This window comes from Amycolatopsis sp. NPDC043885 (assembly GCF_056435685.1).
On record NZ_JBWKEA010000007.1, the window covers coordinates 311,746 to 338,226 of the forward strand.

20 protein-coding genes and 1 pseudogene are annotated in these 26,481 nt (G+C 69.7%); 13 read left to right on the forward strand and 8 right to left on the reverse strand.

Translation table 11 applies throughout. The annotated features are described in order from the left end of the window. Window positions 1-58 precede the first annotated feature (58 nt). Window positions 59-2,065, reverse strand: a complete 2,007-nt coding sequence (locus tag AC069I_RS22865; protein ID WP_478266355.1) for a prolyl oligopeptidase family serine peptidase — start codon at window positions 2,063-2,065, stop codon at window positions 59-61. A gap of 105 nt (window positions 2,066-2,170) precedes the next feature. Here AC069I_RS22865 and AC069I_RS22870 point away from each other — a divergent pair, with 105 nt between their 5' ends. From AC069I_RS22870 to AC069I_RS22880, 3 genes are read left to right on the forward strand one after another with little or no spacing between them, the layout of a single operon-like run. Then, window positions 2,171-3,091: a neutral zinc metallopeptidase gene (locus AC069I_RS22870; protein WP_478266356.1), complete on the forward strand. Its 921-nt coding sequence runs from the start codon at window positions 2,171-2,173 to the stop codon at window positions 3,089-3,091. After that, window positions 3,088-3,588: a hypothetical protein gene (locus AC069I_RS22875; RefSeq protein WP_478228708.1), complete on the forward strand. Its 501-nt coding sequence runs from the start codon at window positions 3,088-3,090 to the stop codon at window positions 3,586-3,588. Before AC069I_RS22870 ends, AC069I_RS22875 begins: the two co-directional genes overlap by 4 nt. Before the next feature lie 29 nt (window positions 3,589-3,617). Next, complete coding sequence (locus tag AC069I_RS22880; RefSeq protein ID WP_340683302.1) at window positions 3,618-4,049, forward strand: CBS domain-containing protein; 432 nt, start codon at window positions 3,618-3,620, stop codon at window positions 4,047-4,049. A gap of 122 nt (window positions 4,050-4,171) precedes the next feature. Here the strand turns inward: AC069I_RS22880 and AC069I_RS22885 are convergent, their stop codons facing one another. Further along, complete coding sequence (locus AC069I_RS22885; protein ID WP_478228707.1) at window positions 4,172-6,025, reverse strand: glycoside hydrolase family 15 protein; 1,854 nt, start codon at window positions 6,023-6,025, stop codon at window positions 4,172-4,174. A 196-nt stretch (window positions 6,026-6,221) separates the two neighbouring features. Here AC069I_RS22885 and AC069I_RS22890 point away from each other — a divergent pair, with 196 nt between their 5' ends. The 3 genes and pseudogenes from AC069I_RS22890 (at window position 6,222) to AC069I_RS22900 (ending at window position 8,270) form a co-directional block, all read left to right on the forward strand. Continuing rightward, window positions 6,222-6,755: a DUF1269 domain-containing protein gene (locus tag AC069I_RS22890; protein WP_478228706.1), complete on the forward strand. Its 534-nt coding sequence runs from the start codon at window positions 6,222-6,224 to the stop codon at window positions 6,753-6,755. Then, window positions 6,752-7,210 carry a DUF7144 family membrane protein gene (locus tag AC069I_RS22895; RefSeq protein ID WP_478228705.1) on the forward strand — a complete coding sequence of 153 codons (459 nt, stop codon included), beginning with the start codon at window positions 6,752-6,754 and terminating at the stop codon, window positions 7,208-7,210. Before AC069I_RS22890 ends, AC069I_RS22895 begins: the two co-directional genes overlap by 4 nt. Next, window positions 7,204-8,270 (forward strand): annotated as a pseudogene (locus AC069I_RS22900) (AI-2E family transporter). Before AC069I_RS22895 ends, AC069I_RS22900 begins: the two are co-directional and overlap by 7 nt. On the opposite strand, the gene AC069I_RS22905 reads toward AC069I_RS22900, so the two are convergent. Then, window positions 8,257-8,889 (reverse strand): GAP family protein, encoded by a 633-nt coding sequence (locus AC069I_RS22905; protein ID WP_478266357.1) that lies wholly within the window; start codon window positions 8,887-8,889, stop codon window positions 8,257-8,259. The pseudogene AC069I_RS22900 and the gene AC069I_RS22905 overlap by 14 nt on opposite strands. Before the next feature lie 720 nt (window positions 8,890-9,609). Here AC069I_RS22905 and AC069I_RS22910 point away from each other — a divergent pair. Next, a complete protein-coding gene (locus AC069I_RS22910; RefSeq protein ID WP_478228703.1) occupies window positions 9,610-12,273 on the forward strand; it encodes a winged helix-turn-helix domain-containing protein in 2,664 nt (887 codons plus the stop codon). Window positions 12,274-12,305: 32 nt separating this feature from the next. Here the strand turns inward: AC069I_RS22910 and AC069I_RS22915 are convergent, their stop codons facing one another. Then, window positions 12,306-13,871, reverse strand: coding sequence for a DUF4139 domain-containing protein (locus AC069I_RS22915; protein WP_478266358.1), 1,566 nt, complete (start codon window positions 13,869-13,871; stop codon window positions 12,306-12,308). An 82-nt stretch (window positions 13,872-13,953) separates the two neighbouring features. Here AC069I_RS22915 and AC069I_RS22920 point away from each other — a divergent pair, with 82 nt between their 5' ends. The 3 genes from AC069I_RS22920 to AC069I_RS22930 all read left to right on the forward strand — a co-directional run bounded on the left by AC069I_RS22920 (window position 13,954) and on the right by AC069I_RS22930 (window position 18,128). Further along, window positions 13,954-15,765, forward strand: coding sequence for a Xaa-Pro dipeptidyl-peptidase (locus AC069I_RS22920; protein ID WP_478228701.1), 1,812 nt, complete (start codon window positions 13,954-13,956; stop codon window positions 15,763-15,765). A gap of 294 nt (window positions 15,766-16,059) precedes the next feature. Beyond that, on the forward strand, window positions 16,060-16,914 hold the full coding sequence (locus AC069I_RS22925) for a M23 family metallopeptidase (protein WP_478228700.1): 855 nt from the start codon (window positions 16,060-16,062) through the stop codon (window positions 16,912-16,914). 149 nt (window positions 16,915-17,063) lie between these two features. Beyond that, window positions 17,064-18,128: a DUF4192 domain-containing protein gene (locus AC069I_RS22930; protein ID WP_478266359.1), complete on the forward strand. Its 1,065-nt coding sequence runs from the start codon at window positions 17,064-17,066 to the stop codon at window positions 18,126-18,128. Here the strand turns inward: AC069I_RS22930 and galE are convergent. The 3 genes from galE to AC069I_RS22945 all read right to left on the reverse strand — a co-directional run bounded on the left by galE (window position 18,103) and on the right by AC069I_RS22945 (window position 21,164). Further along, window positions 18,103-19,056: a UDP-glucose 4-epimerase GalE gene (gene galE / locus AC069I_RS22935; RefSeq protein WP_478228779.1), complete on the reverse strand. Its 954-nt coding sequence runs from the start codon at window positions 19,054-19,056 to the stop codon at window positions 18,103-18,105. The genes AC069I_RS22930 and galE overlap by 26 nt on opposite strands. 210 nt (window positions 19,057-19,266) lie before the next feature. After that, a complete protein-coding gene (gene galK, locus AC069I_RS22940) occupies window positions 19,267-20,448 on the reverse strand; it encodes a galactokinase (protein ID WP_478235490.1) in 1,182 nt (393 codons plus the stop codon). Further along, window positions 20,445-21,164 (reverse strand): iron-dependent transcriptional repressor DtxR, encoded by a 720-nt coding sequence (locus AC069I_RS22945; RefSeq protein WP_378436529.1) that lies wholly within the window; start codon window positions 21,162-21,164, stop codon window positions 20,445-20,447. The genes galK and AC069I_RS22945 overlap by 4 nt, the downstream gene beginning before the upstream one ends. 108 nt (window positions 21,165-21,272) lie before the next feature. On the opposite strand from AC069I_RS22945, the gene AC069I_RS22950 reads away from it, so the two are divergent. Genes AC069I_RS22950 through AC069I_RS22960 form a run of 3 tightly spaced genes read left to right on the forward strand, consistent with a single transcriptional unit; the run spans window position 21,273 to window position 26,044 of the window. Continuing rightward, the gene (locus tag AC069I_RS22950; RefSeq protein ID WP_478266360.1) at window positions 21,273-22,121 is read left to right on the forward strand and encodes a sulfurtransferase; all 849 of its coding nucleotides are present in this window, start codon (window positions 21,273-21,275) and stop codon (window positions 22,119-22,121) included. A 55-nt stretch (window positions 22,122-22,176) separates the two neighbouring features. Further along, on the forward strand, window positions 22,177-23,349 hold the full coding sequence (locus tag AC069I_RS22955) for an acetoin utilization protein AcuC (protein WP_478228696.1): 1,173 nt from the start codon (window positions 22,177-22,179) through the stop codon (window positions 23,347-23,349). 1 nt (window position 23,350) lies between these two features. Continuing rightward, window positions 23,351-26,044 (forward strand): bifunctional acetate--CoA ligase family protein/GNAT family N-acetyltransferase, encoded by a 2,694-nt coding sequence (locus AC069I_RS22960; protein WP_478266361.1) that lies wholly within the window; start codon window positions 23,351-23,353, stop codon window positions 26,042-26,044. Window positions 26,045-26,050: 6 nt separating this feature from the next. On the opposite strand, the gene AC069I_RS22965 is transcribed toward AC069I_RS22960, so the two are convergent. Then, the gene (locus AC069I_RS22965; RefSeq protein WP_478228694.1) at window positions 26,051-26,476 is read right to left on the reverse strand and encodes an SgcJ/EcaC family oxidoreductase; all 426 of its coding nucleotides are present in this window, start codon (window positions 26,474-26,476) and stop codon (window positions 26,051-26,053) included. Between the last annotated feature and the right edge of the window lie 5 nt (window positions 26,477-26,481).

Sequence of the window (26,481 nt, forward strand, 5' to 3'; positions counted from 1 at the left end):
GTGTCAGGAAAGGGTCGTTCAGGACATTTCTTGTCCTGAACGACCCTTTCCTGACACGTCAGGCGAGCTTCTCCCACAGGAATTCGAGCATCAGCGCCCATTTGAACGCCAGCTGCTCGTTGTCGGCCGCCGCGCCGTGCCCACCCTCGATGTTCTCGTGGTACCGCACGTCGTGTCCCTGCTCCAGCATCCGCGCGACCATCTTGCGGGCATGCGCGGGATGGACGCGGTCGTCCCTGGTGGAGGTGACGAACAGGACCGGCGGGTACTCGCGTCCGGCGTGGACGTTCTGGTATGGCGAGTACCTCCCGATGAAGTCCCATTCCGCCGGATCGTCGGGGTCGCCGTACTCGGCCATCCACGACGCGCCCGCGAGGAGCTTGTGGTACCGCTTCATGTCCAGCAGCGGCACCTGGCTCACGATCGCGCCGAACAGATGCGGGTAGCGCGTCAGCATGACACCCATCAGCAGCCCGCCGTTGCTGCCGCCCTGGATGCCGAGGCGCGCGGGCTCGCTGATGCCGCGCTCGACGAGGTCGGCGGCGACGGCCGAGAAGTCCTCGTACACCTTGTACCGCTTGGCTTTCGTCACCGAGGTGTGCCAGTCCGGCCCGTATTCGCCGCCGCCGCGGATGTTCGCGACGACGTAGGTGCCGCCGCGCGAGAGCCAGCCGCGGCCGATGATGCCGCTGTAGCCGGGGGTCAGGGAGACCTCGAAGCCGCCGTAGCCGGTCAGCAGGGTCGGCCCGCCCTCGGCATCGGAGGGGCGTACGACGAAGTACGGGATCTTCGTGCCGTCTTCGGATGTCGCGAAGTACTGCGTGACCGTCATGCCCTCGCTGTCGAAGAACGCGGGAGCGCGTTTGAGGACCTCGACGTCGCCCCCGACGTGCCCGTAGCTCAGCGTCGACGGCTGGGTGTAGCCGCTGGAATCGAGCAGGTACTCGTCGCTGACGTCGGGGTCGGTGCCGGTGATCTGCGCGGTGCCCAGTTCCGGGGCGCCGGCGAGCGGGCGGGAGGTCCAGCCGTCGGACGGCGTGAGCACGCGCAGGTCCGTCCGGACATCGGACAGGGTCGAGAGCAGCAGGTGGTTGTGCGTCCACACCCAGTACTCCAGGGACGTGTGCGCGTCCGGCGTGAACAGGGTCGTGAAGGAGCGCTCGCCCGCCATGAACGCGTCGAATCCGGAGGCGAGCAGAGCACCGGAGGGGTACGTCGTGCCTTCGATGGTCCAGTCCGAGCGAAGCCGGATCAGCAGCCACTCGCGGTGCGAGGACGTCTGCGCGTCTTCGGGGACCTCGATGCGGTCGAGCCCGGCGGCCGTCCGGACATACCTTTCCGTGCGATAGAAGTCGATCGACCGGTAGACGAAGTCACGCTCCCATCCTTCGGTCGGGTCGTGGTGTGCGGACACCGAGACGTCGTCCGCCTTGCCCTCGAAGACCACCGTCGCCTCTTCGAGCGGGGTGCCGCGCCGCCATTCCTTGGCCAGCCTCGGATAGCCCGAATCGGTCAGCGTCCCCGGACCGAAATCGGTGCCGATGTAGACGCGGTCGCGGTCGATCCAGCCGATCCTGGTCTTGGCCTCGGGCACGAAGAACCCGTCTTCGACGAACCGGCGCTCGTCGAGGTCGAACTCGCGGACGACCGTCGCGTCGGCGCCGCCCCGCGACAGTTCGACCAGCGCGCGGTCATAACCCGGGCGGAGGACGGCAGCGCCCTGCCACACCCAGTTCTCGCCCTCGGCCTCGGCCAGCGCGTCGACGTCGAGGAGGAGTTCCCACTCCGGCGTGTCGAGGCGGTACTGCTCCAGGGTGGTGCGGCGCCACAGACCCCGGGGGTTGGCCGAGTCCTGCCAGAAGTTGTACAGGTATTCGCCGCGGCGCCGGATGTACGGGATCCGGTCGTCGGCGTCGAGGACCTCGCGGACCTCGTCACGGATCCCGCCGAACCGTTCGCCGCCCGCCAGTTCCGCGAGAGCCTCGGCGTTGCGGGCTCGCACCCAGCCCAGCGCTTCTTCGCCGGTCACGTCTTCCAGCCACAGGTACGGGTCCTCGTCACTCATACCCACAGTCTCGCCGGGGCCGCGGCCCGCGCGCCACCAGGTGCCCGTTCTTCGCCTGACCCGCTTCTGCTCCGTATGCTGTGGACTCGCACATTGGGGGACACCATGACCGGCACCGACGAGGTACCCGGACCGTTCACGCCTTCGCCGCCTCGCCGGAACCCGGGGGCCGCCGTGGTCGGTCTGCTCATCGTCGCCGCGCTGACCGCCACCGGGATGGCGATGGCGGGCGGACCGCGGACGGTCGACGGCCAGGCCCTCCCGGTGCCCGGCCTATACACCTCGGAAGGGGCCAAGGCGCCGGCAGGGAACGCGAAGCCCGCGCCCAAGGAGGTGCGGGAACTCGAGACGAACCCGCTGCTGGCGGACGGGGTCGCGCTCGGCGCGGTCACCTGCCGGCTGCCCGCGATCAGCCGCGAGCCGTCGAAACTGGAGACGTACTACAAGACGTTCGTGTCGTGCCTGGCCGAAGCCTGGAAGCCTGCCTTGGACCAGGCGAACGAGCCCGCACTGCCGGTGACCGTGCAGGTGACGCTGCCCGAGACCAGCGCCTGCGGGAAGGCGCCGGGCGAGAACGAGGCCGTCGCCTACTACTGCGGTGGCGACACCACGATCTACGCGCCGACCCAGTGGATGCTGGGCGACGCGGGCCTCGAGCGGTCCCGCCATCTCGCGACGATGGCCCACGAGTACGGGCACCACATCCAGCGTTCCAGCGGGATCCTGTCGGCCGCCGCGGAGAAGATGTCGTCGCCGGAGGAGAACTCGCCCGCCGACAAGGAACTGGTCCGCCGCATCGAGCTGCAGGCGAACTGTTTCGGCGCGCTCGCCCTCGCCGCCGCCGCGGGGCGTGGGTCGATCAGCAGGTCGCTGGCCAACGCCGCCCTCGACGATTACGGCCGCGCCGACGACAGCGACACCCACGGCAGCCGTCGTAACCAGATGAAATGGGCGAAGGCCGGGTTCTCCGGGAAGACGACGTCGGCGTGCAACACCTGGGCTGCCCCGGCCTCGGATGTCAAATGACCGACGAAGTGATGGCCGAGATCAACACCGGCCTCCAGCTGCACATCTCCGGTGACCGCGCCGGCGCGCGCGAGAAGTTCGCGGCGCTGTGGGAACGGATCGGCGAGGACGGTGACCCGCTCCACCGGTGCGCGCTCGCGCACTACATGGCCGACGTGTGCGACGACCCGGCCGACGAACTCGCCTGGGATCTGCGCGCTCTCGCGGCGGCCGATTCGCTCACCGACGAACGTGCCAAGGAGTACCACGCGACGCTGGCCGTGCGCGGATTCTACCCGTCGCTGCACCTGAACCTCGCCGAGGACCACCGCAAACTCGGTGATCACGAGGCCGCGAAGGCCCAGTGGCGGCTGGGGCGGGACACACTCGGCGCGCTCGGCGACGACCCGTACGGCCTGGGGATCATCGAGGCGTACGGCGCGCTCGCGGACAGGCTGGGCCTCGAACCGGACTCTCCGGACTTTCGCCCGGGGCGCTCAGGCCATAACCTGGAGTGATTCAGGTCACCTGTCCGGGAGGAGCGCGTATGCGGATTTCCGATCTGTTGCGGAAGAAGGGGACGGCCGTCGCGACCGTCTCGCCGGAGACGAACGTCACCGAGCTGCTCGAAAGACTCGCGGAGCACAACGTCGGTGCCCTGGTGGTCGTGGACGCCGATGGCGGGATAGTCGGGATCGTCTCCGAACGGGACGTGGTGCGCCGGCTCAACGAGCGCGGGCCCCAGCTGCTCGACGGATCGGTGTCCGCGATCATGACCAAGATGGTCGCCAGCTGCGGCCCCGAGGATTCGGTGGACCAGCTGTCCGTGCTGATGACCGAACGCCGTATCCGGCACGTCCCGGTCGTGGCCGACGGCAGGCTCGCGGGCATCGTGAGCATCGGCGACGTCGTGAAGACCCGGATGGAAGAACTGGAGAAGAGCCAAGAGCATCTCGAGGCCTACATCTCGCAGGGTTGAGCCGCGCAAGTGCCATGAGGGTCGTTCCGGGCGCTTGGTCTAGTGGGCGGTAAGGACGGTTGGAGCGCACGCCGGTGGGTGACTGAACGCGGGCCCACCAGAACCGTCCTTACCGCTCACGATCACCTGTACCGTGCGGTCAGCGGCGGCTCCGCCTCCCGGTGCGCTCCGTCGCCGATGGCGCTGTCGAGCGTGAGCGCGGCGTCGATGAGCGCGAGGTGAGTGAACGCCTGCGGAAAGTTGCCGAGCTGCTCGCCGGTCGGGCCGATCTCCTCGGCGTACAGACCGACGTGGTTGGCGTAGGTCAGCATCTTCTCGAACGTCAGCCGTGCCTTCTCCAGGTACCCGGCGCGGGCGAGAGCGGTGACGTATCCGAACGTGCAAAGCGAGAAGGTGCCCTCGTTCCCTCGAAGGCCGTCAGGGGAGACGCGCGGGTCGTAGCGGTAGACGAGGCTATCGGTGACCAGGTCCTTCTCGATGGCGGTCAAGGTCGCCAGCCAGCAGGGGTCGGAAGGAGTGATGAAACCGACGTCGGCCATGCGAAGGAGCGACGCGTCGAGGGAGTCGGAACCGTACCGCTGGACGAAGGCCTGTTTGAGCGGATTCCAGCCGTGCTCCCAGATCTGTTCGTAGACGCGGTCGCGCTCGTGCCGCCAGGAGTCGAGCGCGCAGGGACGGCCGTTTGCCGTCGCGAGGCGAATGCCCCGGTCGAAGGCGACCCAGCTCATGAGCCGGCCATAGGTGAAGTCGGCCTTTCCTTCCCGTGTTTCCCAGATTCCCTCCTCCGGCTGATCCCAGTTCTCCGCGAGCCAATCGAGCAGGCCTGCCAGCGCCTTCCAGCCCTCCTGCCCGACCTTGGCACCCCGTCGATCGGCCTGGTACACGGCGTCGAGCAGTTCGCCGTAGACATCGAGCTGGAGTTGATCGGACGCGGAGTTGCCGATCCGCACCGGCACCGACCCGCGGTACCCGGACCAGTGCGTGAAGGATTCCTCCAGCAGGTCCGATGAGCCGTCCACGCGGTACATGATCTTCAGTCGTCCATCGCCGCGTAGATGGCGTTCCCGGAGCCACTGGGCGAAAGCGATCGCCTCATCCGTGAATCCCAATGCCAGCAACGAAGAGACGGCCAAGGACGCGTCCCGCACCCAGGTGTAGCGATAGTCCCAGTTCCGTTCGCCGCCGATCTGCTCCGGCAAGCTCGTGGTCGGTGCGGCGACCATCGCCCCGGTCGGTGCGAAAGTCAGCAGCTTGAGGGTGATCGCCGATCGCTCGACCATCTCGCGCCAGCGTCCCCGGTATGTCGAGCGGTTCAGCCAGTCGCGCCAATAGCGAACGGTGTCCTCGAAGACCTTCTCGATCTCGGTGACCCGGATCGAGCGCGGCTCCCCGCCGTCCGACTCGAACATGAAACCGCGGACCTGCCCGGTTTCCAAGGCGACCGAGCCGTAGACGCCGCCTTCGATGACGTGGATGTGCGCCAGCTGTGCGTCTCCGGGTTCCCGGACCGCGTGCAGGGTCAAGGCGGACAGCCCGCTGTCGAACAGCGCGCCGTCATCGGTGACGGTGGTGGTGTGCGGTCGGCGCCCGTAGTCGAATCGCGGGACGACGTCCACGGAGAACTCGATGTGTCCGCGCAAGCAGCGGATCATCCGGATCAGCCGGTGGCCGGGGGTCGCGTGTGGTGCGTGCACCGGGCGCATGAAGTCGATGACCTCGCCGGTACCCAGCTTGGTCATGAACCGGGTGATCAGTACGGCGGTGCCGGGAAAGTAGAACTGACGCGAGGTGTACGGCTCCTGGACGGGACGGACACGGCAGTGGCCGCCGCCGGGATCCAGGAGCTTGGCGAACACGCTCGGAGAATCGAATCGGGGACTGCAGAACCAGTCGATCGCGCCGTCGGTGCTCACCAACGCGGCGGTCTGCAGGTCCCCGATCAATCCATGGTCGGCGATCAGCGATGGGTGGTCCACAGGCAACTCCTTGCCGGACGGGCTTTTCGACCAATCTGGACCGTTCCCGGAAAGCCGGGCATCACCTCGGGCGGATGAGTTCCCGGCCTGGGAGGGGAGTACGACGCTCATCCGTCTCAGGTGATGTGCGCGCTCCCGTCGTCACTGTGCGATGGCCGTGGTCGTATCACCAGCTTTCAGAAAGGGACGGTGAGACGTGGACACGTTGACCATCTGGATGTTCCGCTCGGCCGATGGCGCGGACCGCGCGGCGGAGACGCTGAAGAGCCTGGCGAAAAGCCAGCTCATCTCGATACACGACGCCGCGACGGTGACGTGGCCGGAAGGCGCGTCCAAGCCGAAACTCCGCCAGTTGCGCAATCTGGCCGGTCGCGGCGCGCTGACCGGGGCGTTCTGGGGAATGCTCTTCGGCCTGATCTTCCTCGTGCCGCTGCTCGGCGCGGCGCTCGGGGCCGCCGCGGGAACCGTCGGCGGATTGGCGTCGGATTACGGCATCGACGACGACCTGATCCGGCGGATCAGGGGAGAAGTCACCGAAGGCACGTCGGCCCTGTTCCTGCTCAGCTCGGGCGCCGTCATGGACAAGGTGCGACAGGCCTTCAGCGGCCAGGAAACGCCAGAGCTGTTCTTCACGAACTTGACCTCTGAACAGGAGAAGGCACTTCGCGAAACCTTTTCGATGGAACAGGAATTCCAGACCGCCGACGAACCGGGAACGGGGCCGAAATGAGTCAGCATTGGAGTGCCGACGCCGATCTCACCGACCATCGCCAGGGAGAGCACCGGTCCGGGCTACGGCCGATCTGGACCGGGTGGATCTTCTTCGCCAGCGTGATCATGGTCATCCTCGGCGTTTTCAACGCCATCGCGGGAATCGTGGCCCTGGTCCAGGGCGGTTACTACATCGCGGGTCCGGAGTACACGCTCGTCCTGGACCTGACCGGCTGGGCGTGGGCCCATCTGGTGGGAGGTGTGCTGGTGGCGATCGCCGGCGGCGTCCTCGTCTCGGGCGCCATCTGGGCGAGGGTGATCGCGGTGCTCTTCGCCGCCGGCAACGCGTTGACCCATCTGGTGTTCCTCGCGGCGCATCCGCTGTGGTCGACGATCGTGATCGCCCTGTGCGTGACGGTCATCTGGGCGGTCATCGTCCACGGTGACGAAGCCCCGAATCGCGGGTTGTGGTGACAGACCGGCCCACACCTCGAACACCGCGAGCGCTCGTCGTCCTGCTCGGCGCGGCCGCGATCGTGGTCGGTATCGCGGGAATCAAGGCGGTCGCGTGGCTGGTGGCGCCGACGTTGCTGGCGCTCGTCATCGTGATCACGCTCAGCCCCGCACACGGCCGGTTGCGGAGCCTCGGCTTTCCTCGCTGGGCCGCGACGGCGGCGCTCGTGGTGTTCGTTCACGGGATACTCATCGCCTTCTGCGTAGCGATGATCGTGTCGGTCGCCCAGCTCGCCGCGCTCCTGCCACGCCACGCGGACCGGATCGCCGGTCTGTATGCCGAAATCGCCGACGCGCTGGCGGAATTCGGTGCCGGGCAGGCGCAGTTGCGCGACATCCTCAAGTCCATCGACCCCGGCAGCTCGTTTCGTATCTCGGCTCCCTGCTCGCCGATCTGACCGGTGTCACCACGAGCCTGGTCTTCCTGCTGGGATTGCTGCTGTTCCTCAGCGCCGAAACCGCGGACATCGACAGCCGGATCGCCCGTATCGCGGGCGAGCGGGCACGGACGGCCGAAGCGCTGCGCGACTTCGGCCGTCGTGTCCGGGTGTACCCTGGCGGTGACCACGGCCTTCGGCCTCGTCGTCGCGGTAATGGACGTCATCGCGCTGGTCTTGCTCAGGGTACCGCTCGCGGCTTTGTGGGGCCTGCTGTCGTTCGTGACCAACTACAACCGACGATCGGCTTTCTGCTCGGCCTCGCCCCGCCTGCCACGCTCGCGGTCCTTGACGGCGGCTGGCAGGCCATGCTGGCGGTGGTGGTGGTCTACGTGGTGATCAATTTCGTGATGCAGTCGCTGCTCCTGCCGCGCTACGTCGGCAACGCCGTCGGGTTGTCCGCCACGGCGACCTTCGTCGCGCTGGTGTTCTGGGCTTGGGTGCTCGGGCCACTCGGGACGTTGCTCTCGGTTCCCGCGACTCTGCTGGCGCCGGCCATGCTCGTCGACGACCCGGCCGGCAGCTGGGTCACGGCGTTGGTGGGTTCGCCTCGCCGGGAACCGGCCGACGTCAGAACAGGATGAGCACGATGAAGAACAGGCATGCCAGGATGTTCAGCAGCCAGCCGTGGGCGTTCGTCCAGTCCCGGATGTCCGGCATGACCCGCGCCGCGCGCCGCCGGAAGAGCAGGTAAGCCAGCAGCGGCAGCGCGGCGATCAGGGTGGTGGTCAGGAGGAACGGGATGGCCGCGCTGAAACCCGCCCCGCTGCGGGCGATGTCGAGGCCGACCACGCACATGACGAGCACGTCCGAGGGGAAGAACGCGATGAGCAGGAATCCGGTGCGGAACCCGCGCCCGGGACCCGCCGACATGAGCGATCCGAGCCATTTCGGCGGTTCCGCGGTTTCGCGGTGCGTCCAGTTCCAGATCGCGACCCCCACCAGGATCGCGACCAGTACGTACTCGATGATCGTGTAGAGCGAGCCGTCCGAATCGGAGACGAGGGGATCTGGCGGCAGGAACCCCGCGAGCCAGGTCGTGAGCGCGGTTCCGGCCGTGGCGGCCGCCGCGACGCCCGCCACGAACGCGAGCGATGTCGGCACCGCGCGCGCCGTCGTGATCAGGATCAACGCCGACACGAACTGCGGCCCGGCCATCATGGTGATCGCGAGCGGGAGCACGGTGAGCGAGTCATCCGTCATTCCGTGACTCCCGTCCGAGATCGCTCTTCAGCAACGAATCGCGTTGCCCGCCAACGCTTCGCTTGTCGGTGACGGGCAACGCACGCACGGCGGTCTCACCGCCGGAAGTTCGGATGCGGTACCGGGTGGAGTTCGCCTCCGCGTTTCCTCGGGCCCACTCGCCACGCCCTCCGACGCCCCGACACGCGCAGCTCCTGCGGGCCAACGGGGAGCTGCTACCCGGTACCGCATGCGGACGGCGGAGCCTTGGGCTGGGGCAGGCTTCGCGATCCGCTGACTCCAGAATGCGCCCTTGGGGCACGGAGCTCCTCCTTCATGGCGGGTGAAAACGAGCCCTCGGCTTCGTTACCCAACACTAGAAATCGATTCTAGCGGCGGCCACCCTTTTGGACGAGGGGCCGCGGTCACCGGTCCCGACTCACCCGCAAAGGAGGAGGTGACCGCCGCTTGGGGTGAGCAAAATCGGTCCCCTCACCCGTTCTGGGGAATCGAAGGGAGTGAATCGGTGAGCACTGCGCCGCATCTTCGGTCCAGAGCAAAACTCGTCCTGATGGGAATGACATTCGTTCTGGTTCTTTCGGCGCAACCGGGGGCCAGCCGGTCCTCAGGGACAGTGGACGCCGTTATTTCCGGTCTCGCTTTCGTCTTCACCGGGATTTCTCGGGTCTTCGCCTTCGTCTGGCATGTCATCTCCAGCACGGCGATGTCATGCACCGGCCGGTGACCCCTGCCGAAGGTGCGGAACCGGGCGCGCACGACGTAGACCCGGTCGTGGTGCCGTCGCCGAAGCTCGCACCACCACCGTCCGCCTGCGACATTCTCGAGCGGGACCGGTTGCTGGACGTCCTCGATCAGGCCACCACCGGCCAGACCCCCAGCGTCACGCTGATCAACGCACCCGCGGGATCCGGCAAGACCGTGCTGCTCGGCAGCTGGCTGGGGCGGAGAGCACGCCACCACGCCACCGACGAACATGTAGCGTGGATTTCGCTGGACGCCAACGACAACAAGGTATTCTCACTGTGGTCGTCGATCCTCTGCGCGCTTGACCGAAGCGTCGAGGACGACGTCGTCTCCGAACTGACGCCGGCGCGGGACGCTTCCGCTCACGAAGGCATCGCCGCCTTCATCGACATGTGCGACCGGCTCTCGCGGCCGGTGATCCTGGTGCTGGACAACGCACACGAGCTGTCCGCACCGGCCGCGATCAAGAACGTGAACATGCTTTTGCGCTACCTGCCGTCCGGAGTGCGGGTCGTCATCGCGACCCGGTTCCCGCCACCGCTGATCCTGCCCCGGCTCCGGCTGGAAGGCAGGCTGCGGGAAATCACGGCGCACCAGCTGAACTTCACCGAGCAGGAAACCGGAAGACTGCTCGCCAGGCAGAACCTCGCGCTGACGAAGGCGGATCTGGACAAGATCTCGGAACGGACGGAGGGCTGGGCGGCGGGCCTGCGTTTCCTCACCCTTTCACTGGCCGCCTCATCGGACGCGAGCGAGACGATTCGAGCCTTCACCGGCGACGACCGCCTGCTGGCCGAATACCTGTCCGGGGAGATCCTCGGCCCGCAACCCGCGTACATCCGTGAGTTCTTGCTGAGCACCTCGGTGTGCACTGACGTCACCGACGAGCTGGCCACCCGGCTGACCGGGCAGGAGAACTCCGGGCAGATTCTGCACACGCTCGCCCGCACCAACGCGCTGGTCACCCGGCACGGCCGAGACCGTCCTCGATACCGCTGCCACCCCTTGCTCCGCGACTACCTGCGTGCCGAGCTGACTCGCCGTCACCCGCGGGCCTACCGCAGGCTCCACCGTTCGGCGGCCGAATGGTTCACCGACTCCGGCGACGTGCTCACCGCGCTGGAGCACAGTGTCGCCGCGCAGGACGAAGAGCAGGTCACCCGGTACATCCAGCGGTTCGGGCTGCAAACCGTCCTCAAAGGACAAGGATCGCGATTGCACACGCTGCTCGGCGCGATTCCGGAGCACATCCTGGCCCGGCCTCAGGTGGCACTCACCGCGGCGGTCGCCGCCCTCGACTCTCATGACCTCGTGACCGCGGACCGATACCTCGGCAGAGTCGACAATTCGGCGCAGCCCCTTCGTTCCGGGCGTCTGCGCGCGTTGAACGCCGTGGCCGTCCTCTATCGGGCGAGATTCGGCGGGAACATGGAGAAAGCGCTCGCCGAACTCCGCGCCACGAGCGCGGGCGATTCCGGCGATTTCGACCTCGACCTGCTCGCCCTCCTCACCCGCGGGACCGCGGCTCTGTGGCTGGGTGGCCTCTCGAACGCCACCCGCGATCTGGAACGCGCGCTGCGGATGGCCACTCCGGAGCGGCGCGACGCAGTCAGCCTGCAGTGCAGGACCCACCTCGCGGCCATCGCGTGCGTACAGGGTGACCTCGCCGGGCTGGCGGTGCACACCAATGCCGCCCTCGAGCTGGCCCGTGCTCGCGGCTGGGAGGAGACCGCGCGGACCGCCTTCCTGTATGCGGTTCTCGGACTGGCGGCCTATCAGAGGCTGGACCAGGAGAGCGCCCGCCGGTTCTCCGCACTGGCGACTCACCTTTCGCCCGCGGCCGTGGAGCCGGCCGTGGAAATGCTGACGGTGACACTCAGCGCCGCCGTCGAATTCGATCTCGCCGCCGATCCGCACGCGGTCGTCGAAGCGCTGCGGGGGCACCGGCAACGGCTCGCGGCGCAGCCGAGCACTCCCTGGCTCGTCGCCTATACGGCTCCGATCGAACAACGACTGGCCCTTCGCGTCGGAGAACCCACCTGGGCGGCGGACGTGACCGAACAGAATCGGCACCTGCTGGCCCCCTACGCGGAGCACGCGCTGCTCACCGCGCTCATGCACATTCACCGCGGCAGAACCGGCGCCGCACGCCGCCGCCTGCAGCCGGTGATCGAGTGCCAGACCAGCCCTCTGGTGGCGCGTACCTTGATCGACAGCTGGCTCCTCGAAGCCGTTCTCGCCGACCAAGCCGGTGAACAGAACCGGGCGCACAACGCCGTCGGCCGTGCACTCGACCTCGCGGCACCCCAGCAGGCGTTACGGCCCTTCCACGACGCCGGGCAGCACATCCGGGAACTACTGGTTTGCGGAGCCGGGAGGTTCGGGCGTAGCGAAGAGTTCGCGGGTACCGTGCTGCAGGCACTACCGGCCGGCCCCGCGCCCCCGGTCGAATCCCTCACCTCACGCGAGCTCGAACTCCTCACCGAATTGCCGTCGATGCGCACCGCGGAGCAGATCGCCGATTCGCTCTTCGTGTCGGTGAACACGGTCAAGACCCATCTTCGCGGCATCTACCGGAAGCTCGGCGTCAACCACCGCCGCGACGCCGTCGTCGCCGCACGCCGGCGCGGCCTGCTGTGAGTTCCGCCGCCCGGGGTGGCCGGGTGAACCGTCTACTCCCGCCAGCCCGCCAGCTCGACCCCCTTCGCGACGTCCACCCGGTACCCGAGCGTCACGACGGCCTTCGCCCCCGGAGCGAGTGTGAGCCGCCAGGTGAACTCACCCAGCTCGGTCCGCTCCGCCGGTTCCGGCACGGTGCGCACGTCCCGGACGGTGATCGCGTCGTCCCGGGAGACCGGCGCCTGGTCCAACACGGTCACGACGGCTTCGCGCGGGCTGTGGTTGACGATGGTCGTGGTGTAGGCGGCTTCCCGCTTGCGGACGCCGGACAGTGTCGCCTTGCTCGCCGTGCGGTGCGTGAGTTCGCGCTCGATCCGGATCCGGTCGTCCACGCCGAGGGCGAGTTCGAGTTCCTCACCCGGCGCCCAGACGTCCAGCCGGGTGGTGCCGACGAATTCCGTCTCGTGGAACACAGACGCCTTGCCCGGCCGCAGGGTGTGCTGCGAGGTGTTGACGACGGTCGCCCGCAGGAACGCCTCCGGCGACACCACCGGAGCGGTGACGTAACCCAGTTTCGCGGTCAGCTCCAGCTGCGCGAGCGTCGTGCGGTGACCCTGCGCTCCCGAAGGGACCGCCACCGGGCGGCCGGGCCGGTAGGTGACCGCGGTGGTGCCCTGTTCGACGGACGCGGTCCGCGCCGCCATCGGGGGCGCGCCGGGGGCCGGCATGCCCACCGACTCCGGGATCCCGCCGCCCGCGGGCGACGCGCCGCCGTACGCCATGCGTGCCATCGACGGCGTGTACTCCCGCACGCGGTCGAGGAACCACGGATCGAGTTCCGGCACCTCCACGGTGTTCGCCGGCCGCGCGGTGGAGAGGGCCAGTTCGCATTCCGGCCAGTCCTCACCGGTGTGCTGGGTGATCCGCCCGTACCAGGTCAGCGAGACGTCCTCGCCGCGGACGCGTACGTCGTAACCCGGCTCCCAGCACGCGTTCGCGACCACATAGGACAGCTCGAGGCCGATTTCCGCGCCGTCCTCCTGGCTCTCCAGCTCGACCGTGACCGTCGCGCTGTCCACTTCGGACGTTCCTAGTTTCGCCTCGATCTCGCGGTCGAGCGCCTTGAGGTCGTCGCGGAGCCGCGCGAGGCGGATGCCGAGTTCGCGGCGTTTCCCGAGCGCCTCGGCCAATTGCGTGCCGAGCGCGTCGGTGACTTCGGCGACCCGGGGCGGTTCCGCCGTACCCGCCGCGAGCGCCTTCGCGAAACTCTTGCCGCTGCGTGTCGCCAGCCCGGTCAGCAGATCGACCTTCGCGGATTCCGCGGTGACGGCGTCCGCGACCTCGTCGACCACCGCCTGATCGGCGTGCCGCTGCTCGGTCAGCGCGCGCAGGGAGGCGTCCGCGGGCGCGGGATGGCGTTCGACGGCGACGTCGACCCCGGCGATGACCGCCGGGCCGGAACCGGTGACGCGGACCGAGTCGGTGTCCAGGTTCCACGGCAGGCCCGCGAAGGCGAAGCGCGTTTCGCCGTCGAGTGCAGCCGAAGCCCGTCTGGTGATCCGGGCGTGGTGCGGGTAGACGGTGACGGCGACGATCGGTGCTTCCAGTGCGCTCGGCATGCCTCCGACGTTAGTCTCTTGACACCTGTTCGGGTGGCCGGAAACCTCAGCTGGGTCTTGCCCGCCCGCCATTGGGGGTCCTGTGAGAGTCGCCAGGCTCGCTGCCCTGTTCACCGCCGTTCTGGTCCTTCCGGCGACGGCGTTGCCCGCTCAAGCCGACGCGCCGCCGACGCCGGTCTTCAAGGACGGCCAAGCCCAGCCGGTGTTCGACCCGGCGGACGTCATCCGGGAGAACGTCTGGGTCACCGCGCCGGTCGACAGTGACCGCGACGGCAAGGACGACCTCGTGCACGCGGAGGTGGTGCGGCCCCGCGCGACGCAGCAGGGCATGAAGGTCCCGGTCGTCTACCAGGCCAGCCCGTACTACGCGGGCGGCAACGACGTCGCGAACCACAACGTCGACGTCGAGCTGTACGTGCCCGGCGCGAAGCGCGTCCCCGCGGGCCCGCGGATCGCGACCAAGACCGTCGGCCCGAACGCCGCCCCGATCAGCTGGCGCTACCAGGACTACTTCACCGCCCGCGGGTTCGCGGTGGTGTACGGCGAATCGCTCGGCAGCGGCCAGTCCACCGGCTGCCCGAGTAGTGGCGACGTCAACGAGACCATCGGCGCGAAGTCCATTGTGGACTGGCTGAACGGCCGCGCGACGGCGCGGGACGCGGCGGGCAAGGCCGCGGTCGCGGACTGGAGCACCGGCAAGACCGGCATGATGGGCGTCTCCTACAACGGGACGCTGCCCAACGCCGTGGCCAGCACCGGCGTCGAGGGGCTGGAGACGATCGTCCCGATCGCGGCGATCTCCAGCTGGTACGACTACTACCGCAACGACGGCGCCGTCGTCGCGGCAGGCGGATTCCAGGGCGAGGACGCGGACGTGCTCGCCGATTACGTCCACACGCGACAGGATCGCGCCGTCTGCCGTCCGCTGATCGACGGCATCGCGGTCGACCAGGACCGCGTGACCGGTGACTACAGCCGCTTCTGGGACGCGCGGAACTACCGCAACGACGTGAACAAGGTGCGGGCCTCAGTGCTCGTGGTGCACGGCTTCGGCGACTGGAATGTCAAGACCGACCAGGGCACCCGCTGGTACGAGATGCTCAAGGCGCGCGGCGTCGAGCACAAGATCTGGCTGCACCAGGCCGGGCACGCCGACCCGTACAGCCTCCGCCGCGACGTCTGGCTCGCCACGCTGAACAAGTGGATGTCGCACTACCTCTACGACGTGGACAACGGCATCGAGCGTGAGCCGAAGGCCACCATCCAGCGTGAGGACAAGTCGTGGGTGGACGAGCCGGAGTGGCCGCTTCCCGGCACCCAGGACGTCAAGCTCTACCCGTGGCCCGGCGGCTCTTCGAAGGGCAAGCTCGACACGCGCAACCCCGTTCCGGGCAAGGCCGCCGTCGAGACGCTTGCGGACGACGCGAGCAAGACGATCGAACAGCTGGCGGCCGCGGCGTCGTCGGGCCACCGGCTGCTGTACTCGACCACCGCGGCGAAGCAGCCCGTGCGGCTTTCCGGGACCGTGAAGACCGACCTGTCGCTGTCCTTCGACAAGCCGGCCGCGAACGTGACCGCGGTGCTCCTCGACCGCGCTCCGGACGGGACGGCGAAGGTGATCACCCGCGGCTGGACCGACCCGCAGAACCGGCGCGACCCCGCCCGCACCGACCCGATCACCCCTGGTGAGAACTACAAGGTCGAGGTGGAACTGGTCGCGAAGGACTACCTGCTCGCGGCCGGGCACAAGATCGAGTTCCTGGTGGCCTCCAGCGACCACGACTACACGCTCCGGCCGAAGCCGGGCGCCGGTGTCTCGGTCGAGCTGAACCGTACTTCGCTGGTGCTGCCGGTGGCGGGTGGCAAACCCGCGCTGCGAGCCGCTTTCGGCTGAGCGAGCCTGCTCCGGATGTCCGGCGCTCACTCTGCCGCGACGTCCGTGAAGGCCTCCTTCCTTACCCTGAGGGCAGGGAAGGAGGCCTTCACTACGTCATCGATGTGCCGTGGTGACGCCGAGGCCGAGGCGTGTTGCGAAGTGGCTTTCGCGGCACGCGATGGCGGCGCCGGACGGGACGGGGTCCGGCGTTTCGGGCGGAAAACCCCGACCCGACCTCGGGCTTGTACGGAAAATGTATTTCCCCCGGCTTTGCTTCGGGCTGTCCGGCTTCCCCACCTGATGGAGGTCTCCATGTCCAGGTTGCGCCGTTTCGCAGTGCTCGCCGCGGCCGCCGTCATCCCCGCGCTCGGCCTGACCCTCGCCGGTACGACGCAGGCGTCGGCCGCCCCGAACTTCCAGGTCCCGTTCAAATGCGGCGTCACGGTCACGGCGGCGACGTTCAGCGGGCACAGCCCGGCGAACTCGGTCGACTTCCAGAAGTCGGGGATCACCGGGATGCCGGTGCTGGCGTCGGCGGGCGGCACCGTCACCAGGGTCGCCAACGAGGGCAGCACGAGCTACGGGCGCTGGGTCGAGATCGACCACGGCGGCGGCTGGCGTACCCGGTACGCGCACCTGTCGACCCAGTCCGTGTCGGTCGGCCAGGCCGTCAGCCTCGGCAAGCAGATCGGCACGGCCGGGGCGACCGGCGGCGTGACCGGCCCCCACCTGCACTTCGAACAGCGGCTCAACGGGGTCGCGCAGAAGGCGGTGCTGAACGGGGTCGCCGTGCCGTACTACGGCCACACCAACTTCACCAGCAAGAACTCGTGCGGCGGCAACCCGTACGAGGCCACCGAGGTGTGTGGCAGCGGGTTCTCGGTCGTCGACTCGCAGGGGCTCGCGAACGGTTCGGGTACCGCGTACCTGCTCTACAACGCGTCGACCAAGGCCAACTGCGTCACCACGCTGAAGGCGGTTTCGCTCGGCACCGCGTCGCCGGTGTCGGCGTTCCTCGAAGTCCAGGGTTCCGCTCGCGTGACCGACTCCGGCAGCTTCGCCTACTACGCCGGCCCGGTGAAGAAGACGGCCGCCGCGACCTGCGTCAAGTGGGGCGGCTCGGTCGGGTCGAACGCCTACGAGAGCCCGTTCGAACACTGCGGCTGACCCCGCGGGCCGGGCACTGTAGACCACCCCACCGACAGGATCGGCGTCCCCGCGCTCGGTCCCGCGGCGGTTGTCCACAACGGTCCCGGCTGTCCACAGATGTGTCGTGCCCCCACCCGGCGGCCCCATTCCCGCCGCAAGGTGGGGGCATGACCACATCGACTCCGACCGGCAGGACCAAGGTCAATCTGACGGATCCGGCGGACCTGCTCGCCGCGATCCCGTACCTCCTCGGATTCCACCCCGAGGACTCCGTCGTCGTCTTCGGCCTCCGCGACCAGGACCGCAAGCGTCAGGGCCTCCTCATGCGTGTGGACCTGCCGCCGCCGGGCCTGGAACAAGACCAGGCGCGTGAACTCGCGGTCCGGCTCGCCCTGACCGGCCACACCGGCGCCATCGTCGCGGTGGTCGGTGGCGGTCCCGCGAACAAGGCGGGACGGCCCCCGCGCCGCCGGTTCGTCCGGCGCGTGGAAGCCTCGCTGGCCGAGTACGGCATCCCGCTGCTGCATTCGGTATGGGCACCGCGTATCGCCGCCGAGGTGCGCTGGGCGTGCTACCGGGAAAGGACCTGTGGCGGTCTGCTGCCGGATCCGCGCGATTCGGTGGCCGCCGCGGTCGTCACCGGTGCCGGGCAGATCACCCACGCGAGCCGGGACGAACTCGAGCGACTCTTCGACCCCGTCGCGCCGGAGGCGCTCGCCAGACGCGCCGATCTCCTCACCAGGCTGGACGATCCACCATGGAGGGACCCGGACCTCGTCCAGGCCGGGATCGCCGAGGTGAACGCCGCGCTCGCCCGCGCGGACAGCGGCGACCCGGCGATCACGGACGACCAGGCCGTCCGGCTGGCCTGGGCGCTTTCCCTGGTCGAGGTCCGCGGCGCCTGCATGCTCACCGCCGCCCCCGCGGACTCAGCGCTCGCCCGCGCGGCGGAGGATCTCTGGCTCACGCTTGCCCGCGAAATCCCGGCACCGGAAGCGGCCGAGGCGCTCGCCCTGAAGGCGCACGCCGCCTATGTCCGGGGCGACCTGGCGACCGCCGGGATCGCCTTGGCCAGGGCAGGCGAAGCCGACCCTGGGCACGGGCTGACGAAACTCCTGGCCAGGGCTCTGGACGCGATGGTGCCGCCGTCCGACGTCGCCGACGTGGTCCTTCGGCAGCGAGCCGAAGGAACGCAAGAGATCGGCCTCAGGCGTTCTGGCGGGACCGCGTGAACGCCCAGGCGTCGGCGACGATGCCGTCGAGGTCGGTGCGCTCGGGCTTCCAGCCGAGTTCGTCACCGGCCCGCTCGCTGGAGGCCACCAGCACCGACGGGTCGCCCGCCCGCCGCGGGGCCACCGCGGCGGGGATCTCGTGGCCGGTGGTGCGGCGGCACGCCTCGATCACCTCGAGCACCGAGAACCCGGTGCCGCTGCCGAGGTTGTAGATGCGGTGTTCGCCGTCGGCCGCGTGGCGCACGGCCAGCAGGTGCGCGTCGGCGAGGTCGACCACGTGGATGTAGTCGCGGATGGCGGTGCCGTCCGCGGTCGGGTAGTCGTCACCGAAGATCTGGATCCGCTCGCGGTCCCCGGTGGCGACCTGGAGCACGAGGGGGATCAGATGGGTTTCGGTGGTGTGCCGCTCGCCGAAGGAGCCGTAGGCGCCGGCGACGTTGAAGTAGCGCAGGCTGACGGCGGCGATGCCGTGGGCACGCGAGAACGAGGTGATCGCGTGGTCGATGGCCAGCTTCGTCGCACCGTAGGTGTTGGTCGGCTGGGTCGGCGCCGTCTCCGGGATGGGGGAGGACTCGGGCTCGCCGTAGGTGGCCGCGGTGGAGGAGAACACCAGCCGCTTCGTGCCGTGGTCGCGCATCGCTTCGAGCAGGCGGAGCGAGGTCAGGACGTTGCCTTCCCAATACTTCGCCGGATCCGTCATGGACTCGCCGACCAGGGACTTGGCGGCGAAGTGGAGGACACCGTCGAAGCCGTCGCCGAGCAGCCGCCGGGCGACCTCGGCGGCGTCGCCCTCGACGAAGGTGGCGTCCGGGTGCACCGCGTCGGCGTGCCCGGTGGAGAGGTCGTCGACCACGGTGACGTCGTGCCCGGCCTCGATGAGGCGGGCCGCGCAGACGCTGCCCACATAACCGGCTCCGCCCGTCACCATCAGCTTCAGGGTCTTGGTCGGTTCGTCGGTCACGTTCGCGCCTTTCTGCTGCGGATGCGGTCGCGGCCCAGTGTCCTCGCCCCCGGGCACCGGCCGCGCCCCGGGGTGCGGGTGCGGCTCACGGAATCCGGCGTCGGCGTGTTCCGTCTCCAAGCACGCGTGTCCCGTGCCTGGACACGCGAATCACGCCAAAGCGGGGCCGAACCCGCGCTAGAGCTCGTCGCGGCCCGCGCCACGCGATGGCACGGCGGTGAACAGCCTGGGGTGGCGCAGATCCGCCGCTTCGTACGCGGCCTTCACCGCTCGCCCGACGGTGTCCACATCGGACTCGCGGACCAGCGCGATCGCGGAACCCCCGAAGCCGCCGCCGGTCATCCGCGCGCCGAGGGCCCCGGCTTCGCGGGCCGAATCGACGGCGAGGTCGAGTTCACGGGTGGAGATCCGGTAGTCGTCGCGCATGCTCACATGCGAGGCGTCCAGGTGCGGACCGATCTCGGTGATGCGGCCCGCCCGCAGCAGGTCCACGGTGTCGAGGACGCGCTGGTTCTCGGTCACCACGTGGCGCACCAGCGGTACGAGGTCGTCCGGCAGCCTGCCGAGCGCGGCGTCCAGCCCATCGACGCTGATATCCCTCAGCGCCTTCACCTCGAGCAGTTCCGCGGCACGCTCACAGCCCCGGCGGCGTTCGCCGTAGCCGCCCTCGGCGTGCGAATGCTTCGTGCGGGTGTCCATGATCAGGATCCGGACGCCCGATTCCTCCAGCGGGAACGGCACCTGTTCCATCTCGCCGGAGCGGACGTCGAGGAACAGCACGTTCGATTCCGTGCAGCACAGGGAAGCGGTCTGGTCGAGCAGACCGGTCGGCGCCCCGACGAAGTCGTTCTCCGAACGCTGCACCCAGCGGGCCACTTCGTGCAGGCTCGGCGAACCCCCGCCGGTGCCCGGAATGGTGCCCGCCAGCCCCAGCAGGGCGAGCGCGACAGCGCATTCGAGCGCGTGGGAGGAGGACAAGCCCGCCCCCGACGGCACGTTCCCCGCGATCGCCACGTCCGCGCCGGCGCCGAGGCCCTGGTCACGCAGGACCCACGCGACCCCCGCCGGATACGCGGCCCACCCCTCGACCGAGCCGGGCCGCAGGTCGGCGACGGTCAGCGGGCCGGATTCCTGGACCCGGCCGTCCGAGCCGAGGGTGGCCACGGTCAGCACACCGTCCTCGCGCGGCGTCGCCGCGGCGGCGAGCCGGTGCGGCAGGGCGAACGGCAGCACGAAACCGTCGTTGTAGTCGGTGTGCTCACCGATCAGATTCACCCGGCCCGGCGCGGACCAGACCCCGGACGGAGCCCGGCCGTGGAGGGCCAGGAAGGTCTCCGCGGCGTCGGACGCGGCGCTCACCTGGCCTGCGCCAGCACGGCGTGCAGCGCCGACACGGGCACCTGCGCGGTGTTGCTCCCGCCGGTGACCTCGATGGTGCCGCCGGGCGCCGTCTTGCCGACCTTGACCCGGCTGCCGGGCACGATGCCGACCGACTTGAGCTCCGTCATCAGCGTCTCGTCCAGCTGGACGTGCTCGGCGATGCGGCGGATCTCGACCTCGCCGCCGCCCATGCGGGCGAACTCGTCGAGCCGCACGAGGTCGGCTTCGGCGGGTGGAGCGGGATCGCCGTCGCCGAGCTTGTCGAGCCCCGGGATCGGGTTGCCGTAGGGCGACGTGGTGGGGTGGTCGAGCAGCTTGACCAGCTTGCGCTCGACGGCCTCGCTCATCACGTGTTCCCAGCGGCAGGCCTCGTTGTGGACGTGCTCCCACTCCAGGCCGATGACGTCGACCAGGAGGCGCTCGGCCAGCCGGTGCTTGCGCATGACCGCGATGGCGAGTTCGCGACCGTGCTCGGTCAGCTGCAGATGCCTGTCGTCCGCGACGACGACCAGTCCGTCGCGCTCCATCCTGGCGACGGTCTGGCTCACGGTCGGGCCGCTCTGCTGCAGCCGCTCCGCGATCCGGGCCCGCAGCGGGACGACACCTTCTTCTTCGAGCTCGTAGATGGTACGCAAGTACATCTCTGTGGTGTCGATGAGATCGTTCACGCTGTCCCCTTCGTCCGCGTTGCTCATCGTAGTCGCTGGCACTGACAGCGACGCAGGCGTGGGGAGAACAAGCACCGAGGCGGGAAAAGTCCCCCAAGCTGGGCAGGGAGCCGTGCGGCACGGAAAGATGGGCCCATGCGCCCCATGATCACCACCAGCGAACTCGCCGCGCAGCTGTCCGGGCCGGAATCGGCACGCTCCGTAGTGCTCGACGTCCGCTGGCGGCTCGCCGGCCCGCCCGGCGCCGATTCCTACCGTGAGGCGCATCTCCCGGGCGCGGTGTACGTCGACCTCGACACGGCGCTCGCCGGGGAGCCGGGCGACGGCGGCCGTCACCCGCTTCCGGAACCGGAGACGCTTCAGCGGCATCTGCGGGCGGCCGGGGTCCGCGCCGGTCATCCGGTCGTGGTCTACGACGACGCCGACGGTTCGGTCGCGGCCAGGGCGTGGTGGCTGCTGCGCTGGGCCGGGCACGCCGAGGTCGCCGTGCTGGACGGCGGGTTCGCGGCCTGGACCGAGGAGGAGCGCCCCGTCACCGCCGAGGCCCCTTCGCCCGAGGAGGGGGACATCGTCGTGAAGCCCGGCGGCATGCCGGTGCTGGAGGCGGACGAGGCGGCCACGCTCGCCAGGGACGGCTTGCTCTTCGACGCGCGGGCGAGGCCGAGGTACGCGGGGGAGACCGAGCCGATCGACCCGCGCGCCGGGCACATCCCCGGCGCGGTCAACGCGCCCTTCTCCGGGCATCTCGGGGAGGACGGGCGCTGGCGCGACGCCTCGGAACTGGCCGAGCGGTTCGAAGGTCTCGGCGTGACCCCGGGGACCCCGGTCGGTGTCTACTGTGGATCGGGCGTCACCGCCTCGTCCGTCGTGCTCGCGCTCGAGGTCGCCGGTCACCCGGAGCCCGCGGCGTTGTACGCGGGTTCGTGGTCGCACTGGTCGCGCGATCCGGGGCGCCCGGTGGTCACCGGAGATCTGCCCGGCTGACCCGCGGGCGTCCGGAACGACGCACGAGCCGCGTCCGGGCACTAGAGTTCGGACCATGCGAGCACCGGCCGTCGTATGGGACTCCTCGCTGCTGGGCTACGACCTCGGCGGCGAGCATCCGTTCAATCCGGTGCGGCTCGAACTGACGATCCGGCTCGCCACCGAGCTCGGCGTGCTCGACGGGGTCGACCTGCTCGTCCCCGGCCCGGCCGGCGAAGACGAGCTGTGCCGCGTGCACCTGGCCGAATACATCGAGGCCGTCCGGCAGGCGCCGATGACCGGTGCCGACTTCGCGCACGGGCTCGGCACCGAGGACAACCCGGTGTTCACCGGGATGCACGAGGCTTCCGCGCTGGTCGTGGGCTCGACACTGCTGGCCGCGCGGAAGATCGCCGAGGGTGAGGCGACGCGGGCGGTCAACATCGCCGGCGGGCTGCACCACGCGATGCCGGGCAAGGCGTCGGGTTTCTGCGTCTACAACGACTGTTCGGTGGCGATCTCGTGGCTGCTCGACCACGGTTTCGACCGCGTCGCCTACGTCGACACCGACGTGCACCACGGCGACGGCGTGCAGACGGCCTTCTACGACGATCCGCGCGTGCTGACCGTTTCCCTGCACCAGCACCCCTTCACGTTGTGGCCGGGAACGGGGTACTCGGCGGAGATCGGCAAGGGCGGGGCCGAGGGCACCGCGGTCAACCTCCCGCTGCCGCCCGGCACCCGCGACACCGGCTGGCTGCGGGCGTTCGAGGCGGTGGTGCCGTCGCTGCTGGAACAGTTCCGGCCGCAGATCCTCGTCACCCAGTGCGGCGTCGACTCGCACGAGGAGGACCCGCTGGCGGACCTCTCGCTGTCGGTGGACGGCCATCGCGCCATCTACCGGCGGCTGCGCGAACTGTCCGAAGCACACGCCGGTGGCCGTTGGCTCGCCGTGGGCGGCGGTGGTTACCAGCTGATCCGGGTGGTGCCGCGCTCCTGGACCCATCTGCTCGCCACCGTGCTCGGGCGCGACGTCGACCCGGCGACGGCGCTGCCGCCGAACTGGGTCGCGTCGATCTCCAGGGCGGCGCCGCAAGCCGAGCTCCCGGCAGGCATGTCCGACGGCCGCGAGACCGTGTTCGTCCCGTGGGGAGACGGAGAGGACGAGCCGGTCGACATCGCCATCCGTGACACCCGCCGCGCGATCTTCCCGCTGCACGGACTCGATCCGGACGATCCGAGGGACTGACATGGCCAGTGAGGACACCAAACGCGACCCGTACGACTACCCGCGCGAGTGGGAGGCCGACGTCCTGCTCTCCGACGGCGGCACGGTGCATCTCCGTCCGGTGATCCCCAGCGACGCCGACGGGCTCGTCGCCTTCCACGGCAGGCTGTCCGAACGCACCCGGTACTTCCGGTACTTCGGCGCCTATCCGCGGATCCCGCAGCGCGACCTCGAACGGTTCTCCGTCGTCGACCACCACGACAGGGTCGCCTTCGTCGCGCTGCTGGGCGACGACATCGTCGCGGTCGGCCGGTACGAACGGCTCGAACACGGGCCGTCGGCCGAGGTCGCGTTCGTCGTCGACGACGCCCACCAGGGCCGCGGGCTCGGGTCGATCCTGCTGGAACATCTGGCCGCCGCCGCCTCGGAATGCGGACTTCGCCGCTTCGTCGCCGAGGTGCTCGCCGAGAACGCGGCGATGGTCCGCGTTTTCCGCGACGCCGGCTACCAGGTCAGCCGCGAGATCGAGGAAGGCGTGCTGCACCTGGAGTTCGACATCGACCCGACCGAGGAGTCGCTCGCCGTCGCCCGTTCCCGGGAGCAGGCCGCCGAGGCGCGCAGCGTGCACAATCTGCTGCACCCGAAGTCGGTCGCGGTGATCGGCGCGTCCACCGATCCGACGAAGATCGGCTACGTCGCCCTCACCAACCTCCTCAGCGCCGATTTCGCCGGCACCGTCTACCCGGTCAACCCCGAGCACAAGTCCGTCCGCGGCGTCCGTGCCTATCCGTCCGTCGTGGACATCCCCGAGGACGTCGACCTCGCGCTGGTCGCCGTGCCCGCCGAGGCCGTCGAGTCCGTTTTGGACGGTGCGCTGGCCAAGGGGGTCAAGACCCTCCTGATCGTCTCGGGCGGGTTCGCCGAGGCCGGGCCGCACGGGCTGCACGCCGAGCTGAGGCTGGTCGGGGAGGCCAGGGCGCACGGGATGCGGGTCGTCGGCCCGAACGCCCTGGGTGTGCTCAACACCGACGCGTCGGTCCGGCTCAACGCCACCCTCGCGCCCCGTCTGCCCGCGCGCGGCCGCACCGGGTTCTTCTGCCAGTCCGGCGCGCTGGGCACCGCCATCCTCGCCGACGCCGAGGCGCGAGGTCTCGGGCTGTCGACGTTCGTCTCGGCGGGGAACCGGGCCGATGTCTCCGGCAACGACCTGCTCCAGTACTGGGAGACCGATCCGGCGACCGACCTCGTCCTGCTGTACCTGGAATCGTTCGGCAACCCGCGTAAGTTCGCGCGGCTCGCGCGGCGGCTGGCGCGGACGAAACCGGTGGTGGCGGTGAAATCCGGCAGGCACGCGGTCCGTCCGCAGCTCGCCGCGACGTCGGCGGAGGTCGACGAGTCCAGCGTCCAGGCCCTGTTCGAACAGGCGGGTGTCGTCCGTGTCGACACGCTCGCGCAGCTCTTCGACACCGCGCTGGTCTTCGCGCATCAGCCGCTGCCCGCCGGCCCACGGGTCGCGATCGTGGGCAACTCCAGCGCGATCGGGCTGCTCGCCGCCGACACCGCGCGGGCGCACGGCCTCCGGCTGGCCGCCGATCCGGTCGACGTCGGGCCGCAGGCGAGCCCGGAGGAATTCGCCGCGGCCGTGCGTGAGGCGCTCAACTCGCCGGAGACCGACGCGCTCGTCGTGGTCTTCGTGCCGCCGCTCGCGATCCCGGGCACCGCGTACGCCCGCGCGCTGCGGGAGGTCGTCGTCGAGATGGACAAGAACAAGCCGATCGTGTCGACCTTCCTCGCCGTCGAGGGGGTGCCGGACGAGCTGGCCGTGCTGTCCGAGGACGGGGTGCCGACGCGGGGTTCGGTCCCGTCTTACCCCAGCCCCGAACGTGCGGTGAACGCGCTCGCGCGAGTCGTGCGCTACGCCGCCTGGCGGCAGCGGCCGCAGGGGAACCTGGTGCGGCCCGTGGGCCTGCACGCCGAGCAGGCGCAGGTGATCGTCAGCGAACTGCTGGCGGCCGAGGAGGGCAAAACGACGCTGCTCTCCGATGACGACGTGGTCCGGCTCCTGGGCTGCTACGGCATCGACGTGGTCCCGTTCCAGGTCGCCTCGTCCGCGGACGAGGCGGTGAAAGCGGCCGAGGAGCTGGGTTTCCCGGTCACCCTCAAGGCCGTCGACGAGCGGCTGCGCGGCAGGCCGGACCTCGCGGGCGTGCGGCTCGATCTGTCCTCTGTGGACGGAGTACGCCGGGCGTACGCCGATCTGCGCGAGATCTCCCATGACGACGAGGTCTACGTCCAGCGGATGGCGCCCAAGGGCATTTCGTGCGTGGTCGGGCTGCAGGACGATCCGTCGTTCGGCACGCTCGTGTCGTTCGGTCTCTCCGGGCTGGTCAGCACGCTGCTGGGGGACAGGGCCTACCGTGCGGTCCCGCTCACCGACGTCGACGCCGCCACGCTGCTGCGCGAACCGCGGACTTCGCCGCTGCTGACCGGGTACCGCGGCGACGAACCGGCGGATCTGGCCGCGCTCCAGGACATCGTGCTGCGCGTCGCGGCGCTCGCCGAGGACAACCCCGAGGTCCGCTCGATGACGCTCGACCCGATCCTCGCCTCGCCGGACGGCGCCTTCGTCGCCAACGCGCGGATCGTGCTGGGCCCGCCGCCGTCCCGGCCCGACACGGGACCGCGACGGCTGCGGCCGATCAACGCCCCTGCCTGAGCCCCGTCAGGAATCCCACTCCTGGGGCGAGCGGGCCGCGAGATCCGCGTCGTGGCCGGTGAACGCCGCGATATCGCCACGGATCGTGTTGTGGAACGCGACGATCCGCCCGTCGTGGACGAGTTTCGTCTGCACCGCCCGTGCTTCCCCGGCCAGGGGACCGGCGGGGATGGTCAGCGTGGTGGCGGTGTGCACGAGATCGAACCCGCCGCCGAGCGGACGGCTCGACACCTGGCGGATCCGCAGCGTGCTGCCCCGGTAGATGGTGTCGAAGATGTTCTGGCTCTCGCGTGCGATCGTCGCGCGGCCGCGCTGGATGCGGCCGAGGACGTCGACGAAATCCGCGTCCTCGGCGAAGTTCGCGGCCCACGCCTCGCCGTCGCCCGCGTTCCAGGCGCGTTCCAGCGCGGTGATGATCTCCTCGGTGGTCATCGCTA